The organism is Halalkalicoccus sp. NIPERK01 (assembly GCF_030287405.1).
GTDB lineage: Archaea > Halobacteriota > Halobacteria > Halobacteriales > Halalkalicoccaceae > Halalkalicoccus.
On the sequence record NZ_JASVVV010000001.1, the window covers coordinates 1,101,145 to 1,116,030 of the forward strand.

Consider the following 14,886-nt stretch of genomic DNA (forward strand, 5'->3'; position numbering starts at 1 on the left):
AGCCCCGTCGGGCGTTTCAGGCCCGATTGTAGCGGTGGCCGCCGACGATCGTGACGGCGTGAAGCGCGAGCAACGCCAGAAACGCGGTGAGCTGGGCGGTCGAACCGAGGCCGCTCACCAGCAGCGGGAGGTACAGGAACGGGAGGGCGATGGCGCTCCAGAAGGCGATCGCTTCGATGGGACGGGCGAGCGCGGAGACGGCGAGTCGGCTCGCGTGATCGGAGGGCTGTTCCGTGTCCGCTCGTGCGGACGCGTTGTCGGTGTGGATGGAGGGCATTGACATCGGGCGGTACCTCGTGTCTGTTTCACTATATGTTCGACCACTACATATAATGACACGAGATTTAACGCCATTTCCCGACATTTTACGGGACGAATGACGTGCTAACGACGTTTCACGACGGCCGGAGATAGCTTAAGATATTTTATATTACTCTTAGAACCATTATTGGATATCATGTCCTTCGTAGTACGACGGATACCGATCGGTCGGCCGCGGCCACGACGGTGCCGGCCGCGAGCAGCAGTAGTCCGACGGCCCGGACGCGTCGCTCCGTCCGTTCGTCCGCGTCGAAGTCGGCGGCCAGCAGTCGTCGGTAGGCGCATCGGGCGGTCGCGAGCAGGGCCCGCGGTGCGAGGAGGTGAGCGAGGCCGGCGGCGATGAACCCGCCGCCGACGGTCGTGGTATCGAGGCGAACCATATCGGGAGAGAGGGCGTCACCGGGTAAAAACCGTCCAGTCGCACCACGGTCGAGTGGGTGGACGAATCGCCGTCATCGAACGACGGTCACGGGACAGGGCGAGCGGCGGACGACGGTCTCGGCGACGCTCCCGAGCAGGATGCGCGAGACGCCGTCGCGCCCGTGGCTCCCCATGACCACCTGATCGACGTCGTGGTCCTCCGCGTAGTCGACGATCGCACGGGCGGGTCGCCCGAGGACGGTCTCCCCTTCGAGGGTAGCGCCGTGTTCCTTCGCCAGCGCGCGCGCCTGCTTGAAGCGCTCCTCGGCGCGCTCCTCTTCGGCCTCTAACCAGCGGTCGGCGTAGGAGGCCATCCCCATCTCGGTCCCGCCGGCGCTCAACTCCGCGGGGTTGAGGACGGTGAGCGCGACGAACGTCGCGTCGGGGAACTCCCGGATCGCGTATTCGAGCGCGTTCTGTGCCTGCGGCGAGCCGTCGATCGGGACGAGGACGGTGTAGGCCATACGGGACCATCACCGCCCCGCCAATTATAGCCTGCGCCTAATCGTGTTTCGTCAGGCACTTCGAGAGGCCGATCAACTCGACGGGTTCGGAGTTGTCGGGCGAGTAGACGACCATCTGTCCCTTCTCCATGTACGGCACCTTCCCCGCGAGGTTCGTGGGGATGTTCACCGCCGAGATGGCGTCCTCGTCGCCGAGGTTGAGCACGACCTTCGTGTTCACCTGCTTGAAGACGGCGTCGGCGATGTCCTGTGGGTCCTGCGTGATGAGAAAGAGGCCGAGTCGCTCCTTGCGGCCCTGTTTCGCGGCCTCGGCGAACTTCCCGATCACCTTCCTCGCCTGTGCGCTCTCCGCGCCGGTGAGGAAGTTGTGCGCCTCGTCCATCCCCAATACCATCGGGGTCTCCTTGATCCGGTCGAACTCGGGGTCGTTCGAGAGTTTCTGGTCGACCAGCAGGCTCGCGAGCGCGAGGACGACGACCTCCGTCGCCCGTGAGTCGTTGATGTGGTAGGTCGGTACCACGGAGAGGCCGCCCGGCCGGACGAACTCGTGGACGAGGTCGGTGATCGGCGGGGCGCTTTGGTCGAAGACGCTGTCGAACCCGTAGGCCCGGCGTTTGACCGCGTCGAACGTCGCCTCGTGGACGCGCCCGCTCTCGTCGAGTTCCTCGCGCAGCGCGGGGTCGTCGAGGAACGACTTGAACTCCCGATAGGTCCCCGAACCGCCGTGCTGTTTGAAAAACCGGTCGAGCAGGTAGGTCAGCGCGTTGTACTGGTTGTCGTTCAGGTCGCCGCCGGCGACGAGCCACTTGTTCGTCCGCACCATCGAGAACGGGACGGTGAACTCGACCTGTTCGGCGCGGTGGTCGTCGGTGCTGTACGTCGAGGTGCCGACCTTCGGGACGAACGCCTTTGTCTCGTCGTGGCCGCCGTAGGCGATCTCCTCGCGTTCGAACGCGCGCTCGTCCTCGCTCCCGATAGTAGGGTTGTCGTCGTGCATCTGGGCGTACTCGTCCTGCGGGTCGAACTGGACGACCGCGGGCGAGACGGTCCGGCCGTCGTCGAGTTCGTAGGCCCGCTCGGAACCGAGGTACTGTCTGAGGACGTTCTTCGCGGCGTGTGTCTTTCCCGACCCGGTGCCGCCCGCGATCAGGGTGTGGCGGAAGACGAGCGGATCGCCCGCCTCGTAGTCGTCCTTCAGGCGGTAGTCGATCGTGGGGGGTTCGGCCGCGGTCCGCACCTTCTCGCCGCCGACCGCGAGGTGGCCCAGGAAGACCCCGTCGTCGGGCATCTTCAACCCCGTCTTGATCTCCTCGGTGTCGGTCGCCTCCCGAACGACGGTCTCGGGTTTCGGGACGCGGTCGGCCATCCGGCGCTTCAACCCGTCGCCGTCGTCGTAGAGCACCGCGATCGGTTCGAGCGTCGCGAGGAACTTGTAATCGCGCTCCTCGACCTCGCCGTTTCGCATCGCGCGGCGGACGTGGATCTCGCTCGCGTCGTCGGTGCGGAACTCCTGGACGTACTCCAACCCCGTGATCCGACAGAACAGCCTCTCGTCGTCGGGGTACGACAGCAGCAGGTACTTCCCCAATCGGACGTCCGAGCGGTTGCCGGCGGTGATCGAGGCCCGGATCTCCGTGTCGTCGCCGTCCTCGGCGATCTTCAGTCCCTGGGAGGCGGGAATCGTCCCGATCCCCGTGTCGGTTCCCGCGGGGGTGATCGTGCTCTCTTCGAAGCGGTCGGCGTCCGTGTCGTCCGTGGAGAGGGAGGGCGTGAAATCACCGAGATCGGACATGCGTCGGCCATCGGGCGGCGGGAGTAAAACGTTTCTCACCGCCAACGGGCTTTTGCCCCCTCACAGGGTAGGGGCAGTATGCTTCTCATCCGGGGTAGCGCGCACGGCACGACGCTGACCGGGACGCTCTTCGAGCGTGGCGAGCGCGCGCCCACCTTCCGGGGCGCGCCCGACGAGGACGCCCCCTACGTCTGGGTGTGCGACGAGTTCTACGAGGTCGAAAGCGGCGGGTCGGAGATGGAGGTCGACGGCCGCTCGGTGAACGTCGCCTTCGAATCGCCCATGCCCCGGGGGTTCGACACCCGCCAGCAGGCCGTCAGCGCCGCCGAGGAACACGTCCGCACCCAGTTCGCCCGGATCGGGATTCCCCCCGCCGACGTGGAGATCGACATCGAGAAGGCCGAACCGGGCGCGGAGATCTAGCGATTGCCACGGGGGCGGTCAGAAGAACGCCTCCTCGCCGCCCCACCGCAGATCGTCGTACGTTCTCGAAAGCTCCGTATCGAGTTCGCCCTCGATCATCCGGCGCAGCGACTCCTTCTCGCGGGCGCTGATGCGGGCCAGTTCGTCGGCCTTCGCGATCGCCTCGGGGGGCCCACGCTGGCTCGCGACCTCCGAAAGCATCTGGGTCTGGAGCGCCTCGCGCGTCTCTTCGTCTTTCGTGACCCCGTAGGGCGCTTCCACGGTGTAGAGCACGTCGTCGCGCGGGTCGTAGATCGCGAAGAAGGTCACCTCGTAGTCCGCCGCGGGCCGACGGAGGTCCAGTCCGAGCGCGTCGCCGTCGGCGGCGAACGTCCTGTCAGTACCGCCCCTGGAGACGAACCAGTTGGTGTAGGTGAGTTCGGTCCGGACGCGCTCGCCGTCCTCGCGCCGTTCGAGCAGGCGGACAAACAGCGCGGCGTCGTCGGCCCACGGCGCGGGCGTCCGCTCGTCGAGAGCGGTCGTGATCCGCTTCGAGGCGGGGTTTTTCACGAAGCCCGCGATCGGAACGCCTCTATCGAGGAAGTTCTCGACGAGTCGGGCGTAGCTCGCGACCACCTGCCGGGGGGTCTCCTCCTCGAGTTGGGCGGCGAGTTCGGGCGCTCGATCGCGCCAGCTCAACAGTCCCTTGGGGTAGAGCGGCCCGTCGAGGACGAGCAGGTCGTCGATCCCGTCGGCGTTTGCCAGCGCGTGTTCGCTCTCGGCCAGATAGAGCGACAGCGCGTGGACGGTCGCCTCGGTGTAGCGCCGGCGGTCGATATCGCGCAGCAGGAGGATCCGCCGACGGCTGTAGCCCTCGTCGTAGATCACCCAGTCCTCGGGGAACGTCAGCGCGTCGTCGTCGGCGTGGAGTCCGATGATCACGGTCCGGGATCGGTGACAGTCGAGGTCGGTCGGCACACGCCCCATCGCGGCGTGGGCGACGTCCATCACGACGCCGTTCTTGTACGTGGTGGGGTTGATCGTCCCCGAGTCGACGCCGTAGCTCCCGGGGAAGGGCCGCTCACAGAGGGCGGCGTCCTCGATCGCGACGCGCTTTCGGTACTGTTCGCCGACGGGTTCGAGCACCCGCCGACCGTCGACTTCGAGCGGGTCGAGAAACCCCTCCCAGACCGTCTCGGCGAACTCCCGATGGGAGGCGTCGTCGACCTCGCGGCCGACCTGGCGGGCCAGCGCGGCGATCCCCTCGAAGTGGACCGGATCCAGGGTCATGGGAGAGCCACTTCCGGGCGCGAAAAAAACGCTCCGGTCGGCCGCCGGGTCCGCCGAACCGTTGGGTATACGATTCGGGCGGCCGTATCCCGAGGAGATGGGTTGGCTCAGCAAGCGCGCTCTCGTGATCTCCCTGCTCGTGTTGCTCGTTTCGAGCAGCCTGCTGGCCGTCGTGCTCGGCTACGTCGGACTCGTCGTCTACTCCGCGATGACGACGGGAACGCCCGTCGTCGGGGTCCTCCTCGGAATGGCGATCCCGTACCTCCCGATCGTGGCGGCGTTGCTCGTTCTCGCCGTCCTTTCCGGATGCTGGTTCGCGTGGTCGCTGCTGCGGCGTGTCTCGGTTCCGAGGAGCGATCGGCTGGCGTCGGCCGCTCGGCGGGCCGAACTACGGGTCCCCCCGATCGGGACGCTCGGGCTCTCCGAGTCGCTCTCCCCGCCCGAGCCGACCCCCGAGGAGCGCGCCGAGCGGGCGCTCGCGGAGCTGAAACGCCAATACGTCGACGGCGAGATCGACGAGCGGGAGTTCGAGCGCCGGGTCGACCGCCTCGTCTCGAACGCCTCGCTCGACGAGGCGCAGGCCGCCCGTGAGCGCCGGACGGTGCTGAACGACGGCGAGCGCGATCGGATCCGAGGGGAGTAGCGAAGGGTAGTTACCGGCGGCGACTCTCCCGTCGGGTATGGACGGCGCACTCATCGTTCTCGACGGCTGGGGACTGCGCGAGGAACGCGACGGCGGCCGGAACGCCGTTTCGAGCGCCGAGACCCCCACCTTCGACCGGATCCGCGAATCGGGGGCGTTCGGCCAATTGGACGTGACCGGCCGGCGGGTCGGCCTCCCCGAGGGCCAGATGGGAAACAGCGAGGTGGGCCACCTCAACATCGGCGCCGGCCGCGTGGTCAAGCAGGCGTACACCCGGATCAACGACGCCGTTTCGGACGGCTCCTTCCGCGAGAACGAGGCGCTTTCGAGCGCGTTCGACCACGTCGAACGGACGGGCGCTCGGGTCCACTTCATGGGGCTGGTCAGCGCCGGTGGCGTCCACTCCGACCAGAAACACCTCCACGCGCTGATCGAGTGGGCCGCGGATCGGGGCGTCGAGGCGGTCACGCACGCCTTCACCGACGGCCGGGACACGGGCCCCAAAAGCGGCGCGGGCTACCTCCGCGAACTCGAGGCGGTGATCGGGGAGAACGGCACGGGCGAGGTCGCGACCGTTTCCGGGCGGTACTACGCGATGGACCGGGACACCAACTGGGAGCGCACCAGAAAGGCCTACGACGCGATGGTGAACCGCGAGGCCGAGTACACCGCGCCCTCGGGGACCGCGGCCGTCGAGGCCGCCTACGAGCGCGGCGAGACCGACGAGTTCATCGAGCCGACGCTGGTGGACGGCGGTCCCCGGATCGAGGACGGCGATTCGGCGGTGTTCTTCAACTTCCGGGGCGACCGGGGCCGTCAGCTCACGCGAATGTTGCAGGACATCCGCCCGGAGTGGGACGCCGATACCCCCGCACCCGACGTGCATCTGGTGGCGATGACCCAGTACGACAAGACCTTCGACGTTCCCGTCGCGTTCCCGCCGAACCAGCCCGCAGACACCCTCGGGGAGGTACTCGCGGATCGGGGAAAGACGCAGTTGCGGATCGCCGAGTCCGAGAAGTACGCCCACGTCACCTACTTCCTGAACGGCGGCCGGGAGGTGGAGTTCGACGGCGAGATCCGCGAGATCGTCCCCAGCCCCGACGTCCCGACCTACGACCTCCAGCCCCAGATGAGCGCCCCCGAGGTCACCGACAGGGCGATCTCGATAATCGAGGGAGAGGACCCCGACGCCCTGGTGCTCAACTACGCGAACCCGGACATGGTGGGTCACACCGGCGACTTCGGGGCGGCCGTCGACGCGGTCGAGGCCGTCGACGCCCAACTCGATCGCCTCCTCGAAACGCTCGCCGAACACGGCGCGCACGTCCTCGTGACGGCGGATCACGGCAACGCCGACGACATGGGCACCGAGGAGCGCCCCCACACCGCCCACACCTACAGCCCCGTTCCGGTGGTCTACCTCGGTCCGGACGGGACGAATGGAGGGTATCGCGTCCGCGAGGGCGGGTCGCTGTGTGACCTCGCGCCGACGCTCCTCTCCGTGATCGGGATCGATCGACCCGAGGCGATGACCGGCGAGTCGCTGTTGGTGCGCTAACGCCCAACACATTAGTCGGTCGCGTTCCAACTCCTCGGGATGCGAGTGTCACCGTACTTCGAGGCGTTCACGCGCCGCGACTGGCAGACGATCGAGGAGGGCACGGTTCGGTTGGCCGTGATCGGCCTCGGCGCGTTCGCGCGCAACCGGGCGCTGCCGGCGATCCGCGACGGCGACTTTTGCGAGACGACGGTACTGGTCAGCGGGTCGCCCGAGAAGGCGAGCGACCTCGCTGCTGAGTTCGGCGTCGAACGCGTCGTGGACTACGAGGGGTTTCACGCCGGGGAGGCCGCCGGGAAGTACGACGCCGTCTACGTCGCGACCCCGCCGGCGTACCACCCCGAGTACGCCGAGCGGGCCGCCGAACTCGACAAGCACGTCCTCTGTGAGAAGCCGCTCGCGGCCGACCTCGCGAGCGCGGAGCACATGGTCGAGACCTGCACCGACGCGGGCGTCGTGTTGATGACCGCCTACCGGCTTCGGACCGAGCCCGCGATCCGGCGGATACGCGAGATGGTTCGTGAAGGAGTGATCGGCGACCCCGTCCAGATCCACGGTGGCTTCTCGACGCGCCTGCTGGATCACGCCGGCTCCGATTCGTGGCGACTCGACCCCGATGTCGCGGGCGGCGGCGCGCTGATCGACCTGGGGATCTACCCCCTGAACACGACCCGGTTCTTGCTGGACGCCGATCCGATCGCGGTCTCGGCGGAGGCGGCCTCCTCGGGGCCGCCGTTCGACCGCGTCGAGGAACACGTCGCCTTCAGACTGACCTTCCCCGGGGGGACGACCGCCTCGTGTACCGCGAGTTTCGGCGCCCATCCCGACAGCCGCCTGCGGGTGATCGGGACCGAGGGCCAGCTTTTGGTTCGCTCGCCCTTCGGCGGCGACGTCTCACAGGAACTCGTCGCCGAGCGCGGCGAGGTCCACGTCAGCTACGCCGGTCCGGCGGTCGACGAGGTGCTCGAGGAGTTCGATTACTTCGCTCACTGCGTGCTCGCGGACGCCGACTGTGAGGCCGACGGCGAGGACGGACTCGCCGACCAGCGGGTCATCGAGGCGGCCTACGAGGCCGCCGAAACCGGCGACCGAATCAGCCCGTAGCGTCGTGGACGACCTCGCCGCCCACGAGCGTCAGTGCCGCGTCGATCTCCCGGATCGAGTCGGCGTCCCACGGCGAGTCAGAAAGGACGACCAGATCCGCAATCTTGCCGGCTTCGATCGTTCCCACCCTGTGGTCGTCGAAGCCGGCGTAGGCCGCCCCCGAGGTGTACGCCCGCAGCGCCTCGGTGACGGTGAGACGCTGGCCCTCGGCGGGCGCGTTGACCGCGTGGTGAACGCCGAGAAGGGGGTCGAGCGGCATGCAGTCGCTGCCGAACGCGAGGTTCGCACCGGCGTCGAGCAGGTCCCGATAGCGGTTCGTCCGTTTTCGCCGCTCGTCGCCGAGTCGGTCGGCGTAGAGGCCGCCCTCGGCGGCCCACTTGAAGAAGTTCGGCTGGACGCTCGCGACGACCCCCGAATCTGCGAACCGTTCGATCGCGCTCTCGGAGAGGAGTTCGGCGTGTTCGATCCGGTGACGGGCCGCGCCGGGCTCGTCGATGGACTCGAAGGCGTCGAGGACCTCCTCGATCGCCGCGTCCCCGATGGCGTGCGCCGAGAGCTGGTATCCCTCCCCGTCCGCTCGCTCGACCAGTTTACGTAGCTCCGCGGGCGGGACGACCCACTGGCCGGTTCCGCCCTCGGTATAGGGTTCCGTGAGCTTCGCGGTCCGGCCGCCGAAACTCCCGTCGGTGTAGGTCTTGATCGCGCCGGTTCGCACCATTCCGCTGCCGTGGTTCGTTCGGAGGCCCGCCTCCGAGACGGCGTCGAGGTGGTCGCTCCAGTAGTTGATGCGAACCCGAAGCGAGAGCGCTCCCTCGGAATCGAGTTCGCGGTAGACCCGCGGGGCGTGGGAGTTCCTGACCATGTCGTGGACGCCCGTCACCCCGCGGGCGTTCGCGAACTCCTGGGCGGCCACGAGGAGTTCGCGAGTCTCCTCGGGACCGGGCACGATGGCCCTGTAGATGACGTCGACGGCCGTCTCGACGATCACACCGTCGCCCTGCACGTCCGTCGCGGGCATTTCCCCTTCGTGGCGCGCGAGCGCCACGGTGTTGAGCGAGGCGACGTGCATGTCCTCGCGGAAGGCCGCCACCGGCCGCTCGTCGCTCACACGGTCCAACTCGTCGCTCGTGAGGTAGCCCGCGTCGTCCCACGCGCTCTCGTCGTAGCCGAAGCCGAGGACCCAGCCCTCGCTCCCCGCCGACTCGCGGAGGCGCTCGATACACTCCTCGGGTCCGCTCGCCCCCGAGAGGTCGGCGTAGACGAGATACCGGCCGAGCGTCTCCATGTGGGTGTGGGCGTCGACGAACCCCGGGAGGACGACCCGGCCCTCGCAGTCGATCACGTCGGTCTCGACGCCCTCGAGGAAGTCGACCTCGTAGCCCTTTCCGACCCGGACCACCCGGCCGTCGCGGACCGCGAGCGCCTCGTGGACCCTATCGGGATCCGTGAGGGTGTGGATCCCGGCGTTTCGCAGTATCAGATCCGCAGCACGCGTCATAGTCTGAGAGACGCGGCGGCGACCAAAGCCGTTGGGAATCCGCCCGGGATCGGCATTCTTAGGCCGCCGGGTTACGAGGTGCCGGTATGACCGACCCCGCCGACCTCGCAAAGCGCGTCCGCGAGGGCGAACTGCGCCTGCACGAACTCGAGGACCACGCCGACTCTGACACTGCGGCCGCCGCCCGCAGGGAACTGTTCGAAGCCGAAACCGACGCCGACCTCGACACGGTCGGCGATTTCTCTTTCGCGGCGGGCGACGCCGAACCCAATATCGAGAACATGATCGGAGGCGCACAGCTCCCGATGGGTGTCGTCGGCCCGATCCCGATCAACGAAGGTGGGGAGGGCGGCGCGGCCGAGGGCGAATTTTACCTGCCGCTCGCGACCACGGAGGGCGCGCTCGTCGCCTCGGTCAACCGCGGCTGTTCGGTCATCCGCACGTCCGGCGGCGCCGCGGCCCGCGTGACCAAATCGGGGATGACCCGCGCGCCCGTCTTCCGGGTGTCGGGGATCGCCGAAGCAGCGGAGATCGTCGAGTGGGTCGAGGACAATATCGAAAAACTGCGCGAGAAAGCGGAGGGAACGACGAGCCACGGCGAGCTACTGGACATCACGCCCTACGTCGTCGGCGACAACGTCTTCCTCAGGTTCCGGTTCGACTCGAAGGACGCGATGGGGATGAACATGGTGACGATTGCGACACAGGCCGCCTGCGACCGGATCGAGGAGGAAACCCCCGCTTCCTTGGTCGCGCTCTCGGGCAACCTCTGCGCCGATAAAAAGCCCGCCGCGATCAACGCCATCGAGGGCCGCGGCAGGAGCGTCACCGCCGACGTGACGATCCCGCGCGAGGTCGTCGAGAAGCGCCTGCATACGACGCCCGAGGCGATCGCGGAGGCCAACACCCGCAAGAACCTCATCGGGAGCGCGAAGGCCGGCAGTCTGGGATTCAACGCCCACGCCGCCAACACGATCGCGGCGGCGTTCCTCGCGACGGGGCAGGACGCCGCACAGGTCGTCGAGGGGGCGAACGCGATCACGACCGCCGAGGCGCGCGACGACTCGCTGTACGCGAGCCTCTCGATCGCGAGCCTGGAGGTCGGGACCGTCGGAGGGGGAACGAAACTCCCGACACAGAGGGAGGCCCTCGATGTTCTCGGCCTGCGCGGCGGCGGCGATCCCCCCGGCTCGAACGCCGACGCGCTCGCGGAGGTCATCGCCACGGGCGCGCTCGCGGGCGAACTCTCGCTTCTGGCGGCGCTGGCCTCGCGACACCTCTCGAGCGCCCACGAGGAACTCGGGCGCTAGCCCGAAAGGAGGACGGCGAGGCCGAACAGTCCGCCCACGATCCCGAAGACGACGACCAGATACCACCGCAGGCCGGGGTCGCCGGCGCTCCCGGGTTCGACGACGAACAACGCCGCGGCGAGGCCGAGGAAACACAGCGCGAGGGATCCGAGCGCGGCCCGTACCGCCCGATCCGGCGCGTACCCCTCGTCGGGCTCGGGATCGACCGTGGCGAGCGCCCGCTCGACGGCGTCGGCGGCCTCGGGACTGACCGCGATACATCGCGGGCTGGTCACGTCGCCCGCACCCGGTCGATAGGAGAGCCAGCACAGCGAGACGCCCCCGAGGTCGACCCGGCGGACCCGCTCGACGCGCGCGAGCGCGACCGTTCGGTGCCGGTGGGTCAGGGTTCCCTCCTCGGGATCGACCCGTCCCCACGAGACCACGCCCGAACCGACCGGGATCAGGAACAGCGCCCCGACGAGCAGCACGAACAGGGCCCGCGGGTCGAGCGAGAGCACCACGAGGATCACGAGCGCACCCCCGATGACGGCCCCGAGCAGTCGTCCCCGGGTGAACGCGCCGGCGTAGCGCTCGGCGATCTCCTCGTCGGCGAACAGCGCCGAAAGCGGCGGGCGCTGGGCGCGATCGGTGAGCATCGGAAGGAGATAGAGCAGCGAGAGCGGGCCGCCGATCAGCGCGAGCAGTGCGAGGTAGGCGAGATAGCCGTACTCGCCGCCGACGGCCATCGAAACTCCCAGAAACGCCGCGCCACCGAGCACGAGCACCATCGCCCCGCCGAAGAGCCCGACCCCGGCGTAGACGAGCACGCGCAGTCCCCGCGAGCTGGCGGCATCGACGTGCCACTCGACCGCGCGTGCGGACATACGCATACCTATCTGTAGATTTGCAATAAATCGGTCGGCCGAAACCAGTTTCACTTCCGCCGTGCGGACGGCTCGGAATTATCCCTTCGAGCGCTGAATTCAACGAGCGTACCCGTCGGGCGAGCACCCGCGGGTACTCCACCATGACCGAACCCGACCACGAACAGCGCGAGCGCTGTTCGGAGCTGACCGTGGTACAGCTTCGCATCATCAAGATCGTCCTGTCGATCGTCGCGACGCTGCTCGCGATCTGGCAGGGCCTCTAGAGGCGCCGATAGCGGCCGCCCGATTCGGTGAGTTCGCCCGCTCGAACCAGTCTTTCGAGCGCGCGCTCGACGTAGCTCTCGGGAACGCCCCGGGCGGTGGCGTAGGTGACGACGTCCTCCTCGGACGGGTTCTCGCGTTGCTCGACCGCCGCGAGGACGATCTCCTTACGACTTCGCGAGCCGGTCTCGGTAGCGCTCGCCGCGGCCGCCTCGTCGGCATCGACCCCGACGCCGTCGAGCAGTTCGTCGTCGTCGACGACGGGTCGTTCGACCTGCGAGTCGAGGTCCGAAAAGGAGTCGACCGCCGCGAAGGCGTCGGCGTGGCCGCTGCGACTGGCGAGCATCGAGGCACGGACCTCCCGTGCGTGGTCCGGGTCGTCCGTCTCGACGAACTTCTTCAGTTTCGCGTACCGGTGGGTCCTGCCACAGCCCGGACACCGGGCGGTCTCCTGGCGACCCTCGAGGATCCAGAGGGCGCTACAGGCCGAACAGCCGACGACGGCGTACATACCCCCCGAAGGGGAGGACGGGTGTTGAACCCTCGGCCTATAAGCCGTCCGGAAGGGAAGGGGCAATATGGAGCGCGTTCCACTGGCGGAGACGACCGAAGCGGTCGAGGACGTTTTCCTCGCACAACTGGCCGCGGGCGAGGAGATGAGCGTCCAGCACTTCGAGTTCGAACCCGGCGCGGCGGTGCCGAGCCACGACCACCACCACGAGCAGACGGGGTTCGTCTACGAGGGGGAGTTGACCTTCCTGTTGGAGGACGGCGAGGAGACGGTGAGCGCCGGCGAGTCGTACGTGCTCGCGGGCGGGGAGGTCCACGGCGCGGAGAACCGCGGCGAGGAGGTGGTTCGGGGCGTCGATGTCTTCAGTCCGCCGCGGCCCAACCCCGACTGGGCCGAGTGAGCGCAAGCACAGCCCTTTTTCTGCTGACCCTCCAGTACCGAACCACACGCTCATCAATGGGGATCGCCGAGACATCATCCATGAACAAGGAGGAACGCCAACTCGATCGGTTCGTACGGGAGCATGGGGAGGACGGGGCGACGTTCGCGCCGACGAGCGTCGAGGAGGCGATCGGGGGGTCGTTCGTCGAGACCGACGAGATCGAGTCGATACAGGAGAAGGTACGCCGGTGGCTCGACGTCCCCCGACCGGTCCACGTCGTCGGCCCGACCGGCTGTGGGAAGACGGCGCTGGCGCTGTCGGTCGCGGCCGCCCGCGACCGGCCGGTCGTCTGGATCAACGGCGACGAACTGATCGACACCGGGTCGCTGGTCGGCGAGCGCTCGGGAAAGGCCCAGTACAAGGAACGCGACAACTTCGTCTCGGGCGTCATGAAGAAGAAGTCGATCGTCCGGGACCGCTGGGTCGACAACCCGCTGTCGGTCGCCGTCCAGAACGGCGCGACGCTCGTCTACAACGAGTTCTCCAGAACCAAGCCCGCCGCCCACAACGTCCTGCTCTCGGTGTTCGAGGAGGGCGTCCTCGACCGACCGGGCCAGCGCGGCGAGGACCGCATCGTCGAGGTCGACCCGGAGTTCCGGGCGATCTTCACCTCGAACTCGACGGAGTACGCCGGGGTACATCGCCCGCAGGACGCGCTGCTCGATCGGCTGATCGGCGTCCACCTCGACTACTACGACCGCGAGACCGAGGTCGCGATCGTCTCGACGCGCGTGGACGACCTCGACGACGAGGCCATCGAGGAGGTCGTCGACATCGTGCGCGAACTCCGGGACCGACTCGACCTCCACGTCGGCACGCGCGCGGCGGTCATGATCGCGGAGGGACTGGTCGCCTTCGGCGAGGACGCGCTGGTGGAGGTCTGCGTCGACGTCCTCGGGTCGAAGGCCGAATCGCTCGAGGAGGTCGAGTCGATGCGCGAGGAGATCGAGGACGCCGTCTGAACGGTTCTGGCGGGTCGAAACGAAGCAGAACGCAAAACAGCCGAGCCAATGCGACCGTTCTGACTGCGTAGAACCGGCGTAGGCCAATTCTTCGATGTCTTCCGAGTTTCGCTCGGGGGTCGGAGAAACGGGCTAGGCCAGTTCCTCGATGTTCTCACGGCGATGCCCTGAGCGTCCACCAGTTGGCCGTTAGGCCAACTGTTCGATGTTGTCGGATTCCGACGGAATCCGACTGCCCGAAGAGCTCGCCTTAGGCGAGCTCTTCGATGTTCTCGACGATCGCCTCGGCGAACTCGCTCGTCGCCAACTTCTCCCCACCCTCGATCTGGCGCTCCAGGTCGTACGTCACCCGCCCCGACGAAATCGTCGCCTCGACGGCGTCACGCACCAAGGTTGCCGCGTCGTCCCACCCCAGGTACTCGAGCATCAGCCGCCCCGAGAGGATCATCGCCGTCGGGTTCACCTTGTCCTGGCCCGCGTACTTGGGCGCCGACCCGTGGACGGGTTCGGCCAGACACCGCCCCTCCCCGAAGTTCGCGCCGGGCGCGATGCCAAGCCCCCCGATCTGGGCGCCACACGCGTCCGAGAGGTAGTCGCCATTGAGGTTCGGCAGTGCCAGCACGTCGTACTCATCAGTTCGAGTGAGGATCTGCTGGAGCATGTTGTCCGCGATCCGGTCGTTAACGACGACCGCATCGTCGGGCGCCTCGCCGTCGCGCTCCTCCCAGAGGGTGTCCTCGGTGATCACCTCCTCGCCGTACTCTTCGTCGGCAACCTCGTAGCCCCAGTCGCGGAAGGCGCCCTCGGTGAACTTCATGATGTTGCCCTTGTGGACCAACGTCACGGAATCGCGGTCGTTCTCAAGGGCGTAGTCGATCGCCCGGCGGACGAGGCGCTTGGTGCCGAACTCGCTGATGGGCTTGATGCCGATGCCGACCGGCCCCTCGTGGATGATATCCGTTTGGCCCATCTCGTTCTCGACGAACTCCCTGACCTGTTCGGCCGCGTCGGTGCCGGCCTCCCACTCGATGCCGGC

General features: G+C 67.9%; 17 protein-coding genes. 8 read left to right on the forward strand and 9 right to left on the reverse strand.

What is annotated here, in order from left to right:
• Positions 1-16: 16 nt before the first annotated feature.
• From QRT08_RS05925 to QRT08_RS05940, 4 genes are all read right to left on the reverse strand, one after another.
• Positions 17-283 (reverse strand): DUF8028 family protein, encoded by a 267-nt coding sequence (locus tag QRT08_RS05925; RefSeq protein ID WP_286044994.1) that lies wholly within the window; start codon positions 281-283, stop codon positions 17-19.
• 172 nt (positions 284-455) lie between these two features.
• Positions 456-701: a hypothetical protein gene (locus QRT08_RS05930; protein ID WP_286044995.1), complete on the reverse strand. Its 246-nt coding sequence runs from the start codon at positions 699-701 to the stop codon at positions 456-458.
• Between the two features lie 72 nt (positions 702-773).
• Positions 774-1,205, reverse strand: coding sequence for a universal stress protein (locus QRT08_RS05935; protein ID WP_286044996.1), 432 nt, complete (start codon positions 1,203-1,205; stop codon positions 774-776).
• Positions 1,206-1,242: 37 nt separating this feature from the next.
• Entirely contained in the window at positions 1,243-2,997 is a 1,755-nt protein-coding gene (locus QRT08_RS05940) for an ATP-binding protein (protein ID WP_286044997.1), read from the reverse strand.
• 78 nt (positions 2,998-3,075) lie between these two features.
• On the opposite strand from QRT08_RS05940, the gene QRT08_RS05945 reads away from it, so the two are divergent.
• Entirely contained in the window at positions 3,076-3,420 is a 345-nt protein-coding gene (locus tag QRT08_RS05945) for a DUF7113 family protein (RefSeq protein ID WP_286044998.1), read from the forward strand.
• Positions 3,421-3,438: 18 nt separating this feature from the next.
• On the opposite strand, the gene QRT08_RS05950 is transcribed toward QRT08_RS05945, so the two are convergent.
• Positions 3,439-4,689, reverse strand: coding sequence for a DNA double-strand break repair nuclease NurA (locus QRT08_RS05950; RefSeq protein WP_286044999.1), 1,251 nt, complete (start codon positions 4,687-4,689; stop codon positions 3,439-3,441).
• Between the two features lie 97 nt (positions 4,690-4,786).
• Here QRT08_RS05950 and QRT08_RS05955 point away from each other — a divergent pair, with 97 nt between their 5' ends.
• From QRT08_RS05955 to gfo6, 3 genes are read left to right on the forward strand one after another with little or no spacing between them, the layout of a single operon-like run.
• Complete coding sequence (locus tag QRT08_RS05955) at positions 4,787-5,332, forward strand: SHOCT domain-containing protein (protein ID WP_286045000.1); 546 nt, start codon at positions 4,787-4,789, stop codon at positions 5,330-5,332.
• Positions 5,333-5,369: 37 nt separating this feature from the next.
• Complete coding sequence (gene gpmI / locus QRT08_RS05960) at positions 5,370-6,893, forward strand: 2,3-bisphosphoglycerate-independent phosphoglycerate mutase (RefSeq protein WP_286045001.1); 1,524 nt, start codon at positions 5,370-5,372, stop codon at positions 6,891-6,893.
• Positions 6,894-6,932: 39 nt separating this feature from the next.
• On the forward strand, positions 6,933-7,997 hold the full coding sequence (gene gfo6 / locus QRT08_RS05965) for a D-xylose 1-dehydrogenase Gfo6 (RefSeq protein WP_286045002.1): 1,065 nt from the start codon (positions 6,933-6,935) through the stop codon (positions 7,995-7,997).
• Here gfo6 and QRT08_RS05970 read toward each other — a convergent pair.
• Positions 7,987-9,495 (reverse strand): amidohydrolase, encoded by a 1,509-nt coding sequence (locus tag QRT08_RS05970; RefSeq protein WP_286045003.1) that lies wholly within the window; start codon positions 9,493-9,495, stop codon positions 7,987-7,989. The two genes, gfo6 and QRT08_RS05970, sit on opposite strands and share 11 nt — an antisense overlap.
• Before the next feature lie 86 nt (positions 9,496-9,581).
• On the opposite strand from QRT08_RS05970, the gene hmgA reads away from it, so the two are divergent.
• Positions 9,582-10,805: a hydroxymethylglutaryl-CoA reductase (NADPH) gene (hmgA, locus tag QRT08_RS05975; RefSeq protein WP_286045004.1), complete on the forward strand. Its 1,224-nt coding sequence runs from the start codon at positions 9,582-9,584 to the stop codon at positions 10,803-10,805.
• Here hmgA and QRT08_RS05980 read toward each other — a convergent pair.
• A complete protein-coding gene (locus QRT08_RS05980; RefSeq protein WP_286045005.1) occupies positions 10,802-11,671 on the reverse strand; it encodes a hypothetical protein in 870 nt (289 codons plus the stop codon). The genes hmgA and QRT08_RS05980 overlap by 4 nt on opposite strands.
• A 143-nt stretch (positions 11,672-11,814) precedes the next feature.
• Between QRT08_RS05980 and QRT08_RS05985 the strand changes: the two genes are divergently transcribed.
• Positions 11,815-11,937, forward strand: coding sequence for a hypothetical protein (locus QRT08_RS05985; protein WP_286045006.1), 123 nt, complete (start codon positions 11,815-11,817; stop codon positions 11,935-11,937).
• On the opposite strand, the gene QRT08_RS05990 is transcribed toward QRT08_RS05985, so the two are convergent.
• Positions 11,934-12,446: a DUF5817 domain-containing protein gene (locus QRT08_RS05990; protein ID WP_286045007.1), complete on the reverse strand. Its 513-nt coding sequence runs from the start codon at positions 12,444-12,446 to the stop codon at positions 11,934-11,936. The two genes, QRT08_RS05985 and QRT08_RS05990, sit on opposite strands and share 4 nt — an antisense overlap.
• A gap of 67 nt (positions 12,447-12,513) precedes the next feature.
• Here QRT08_RS05990 and QRT08_RS05995 point away from each other — a divergent pair, with 67 nt between their 5' ends.
• Both QRT08_RS05995 and gvpN read left to right on the forward strand, forming a co-directional pair.
• Positions 12,514-12,846: a cupin domain-containing protein gene (locus QRT08_RS05995; RefSeq protein WP_286045008.1), complete on the forward strand. Its 333-nt coding sequence runs from the start codon at positions 12,514-12,516 to the stop codon at positions 12,844-12,846.
• An 80-nt stretch (positions 12,847-12,926) separates the two neighbouring features.
• Positions 12,927-13,850, forward strand: a complete 924-nt coding sequence (gvpN, locus tag QRT08_RS06000) for a gas vesicle protein GvpN (RefSeq protein ID WP_286045009.1) — start codon at positions 12,927-12,929, stop codon at positions 13,848-13,850.
• A 250-nt stretch (positions 13,851-14,100) separates the two neighbouring features.
• On the opposite strand, the gene QRT08_RS06005 is transcribed toward gvpN, so the two are convergent.
• The coding region (locus QRT08_RS06005) for an NADP-dependent isocitrate dehydrogenase (protein WP_286045010.1) at positions 14,101-14,886 on the reverse strand (786 nt) is incomplete at its 5' end.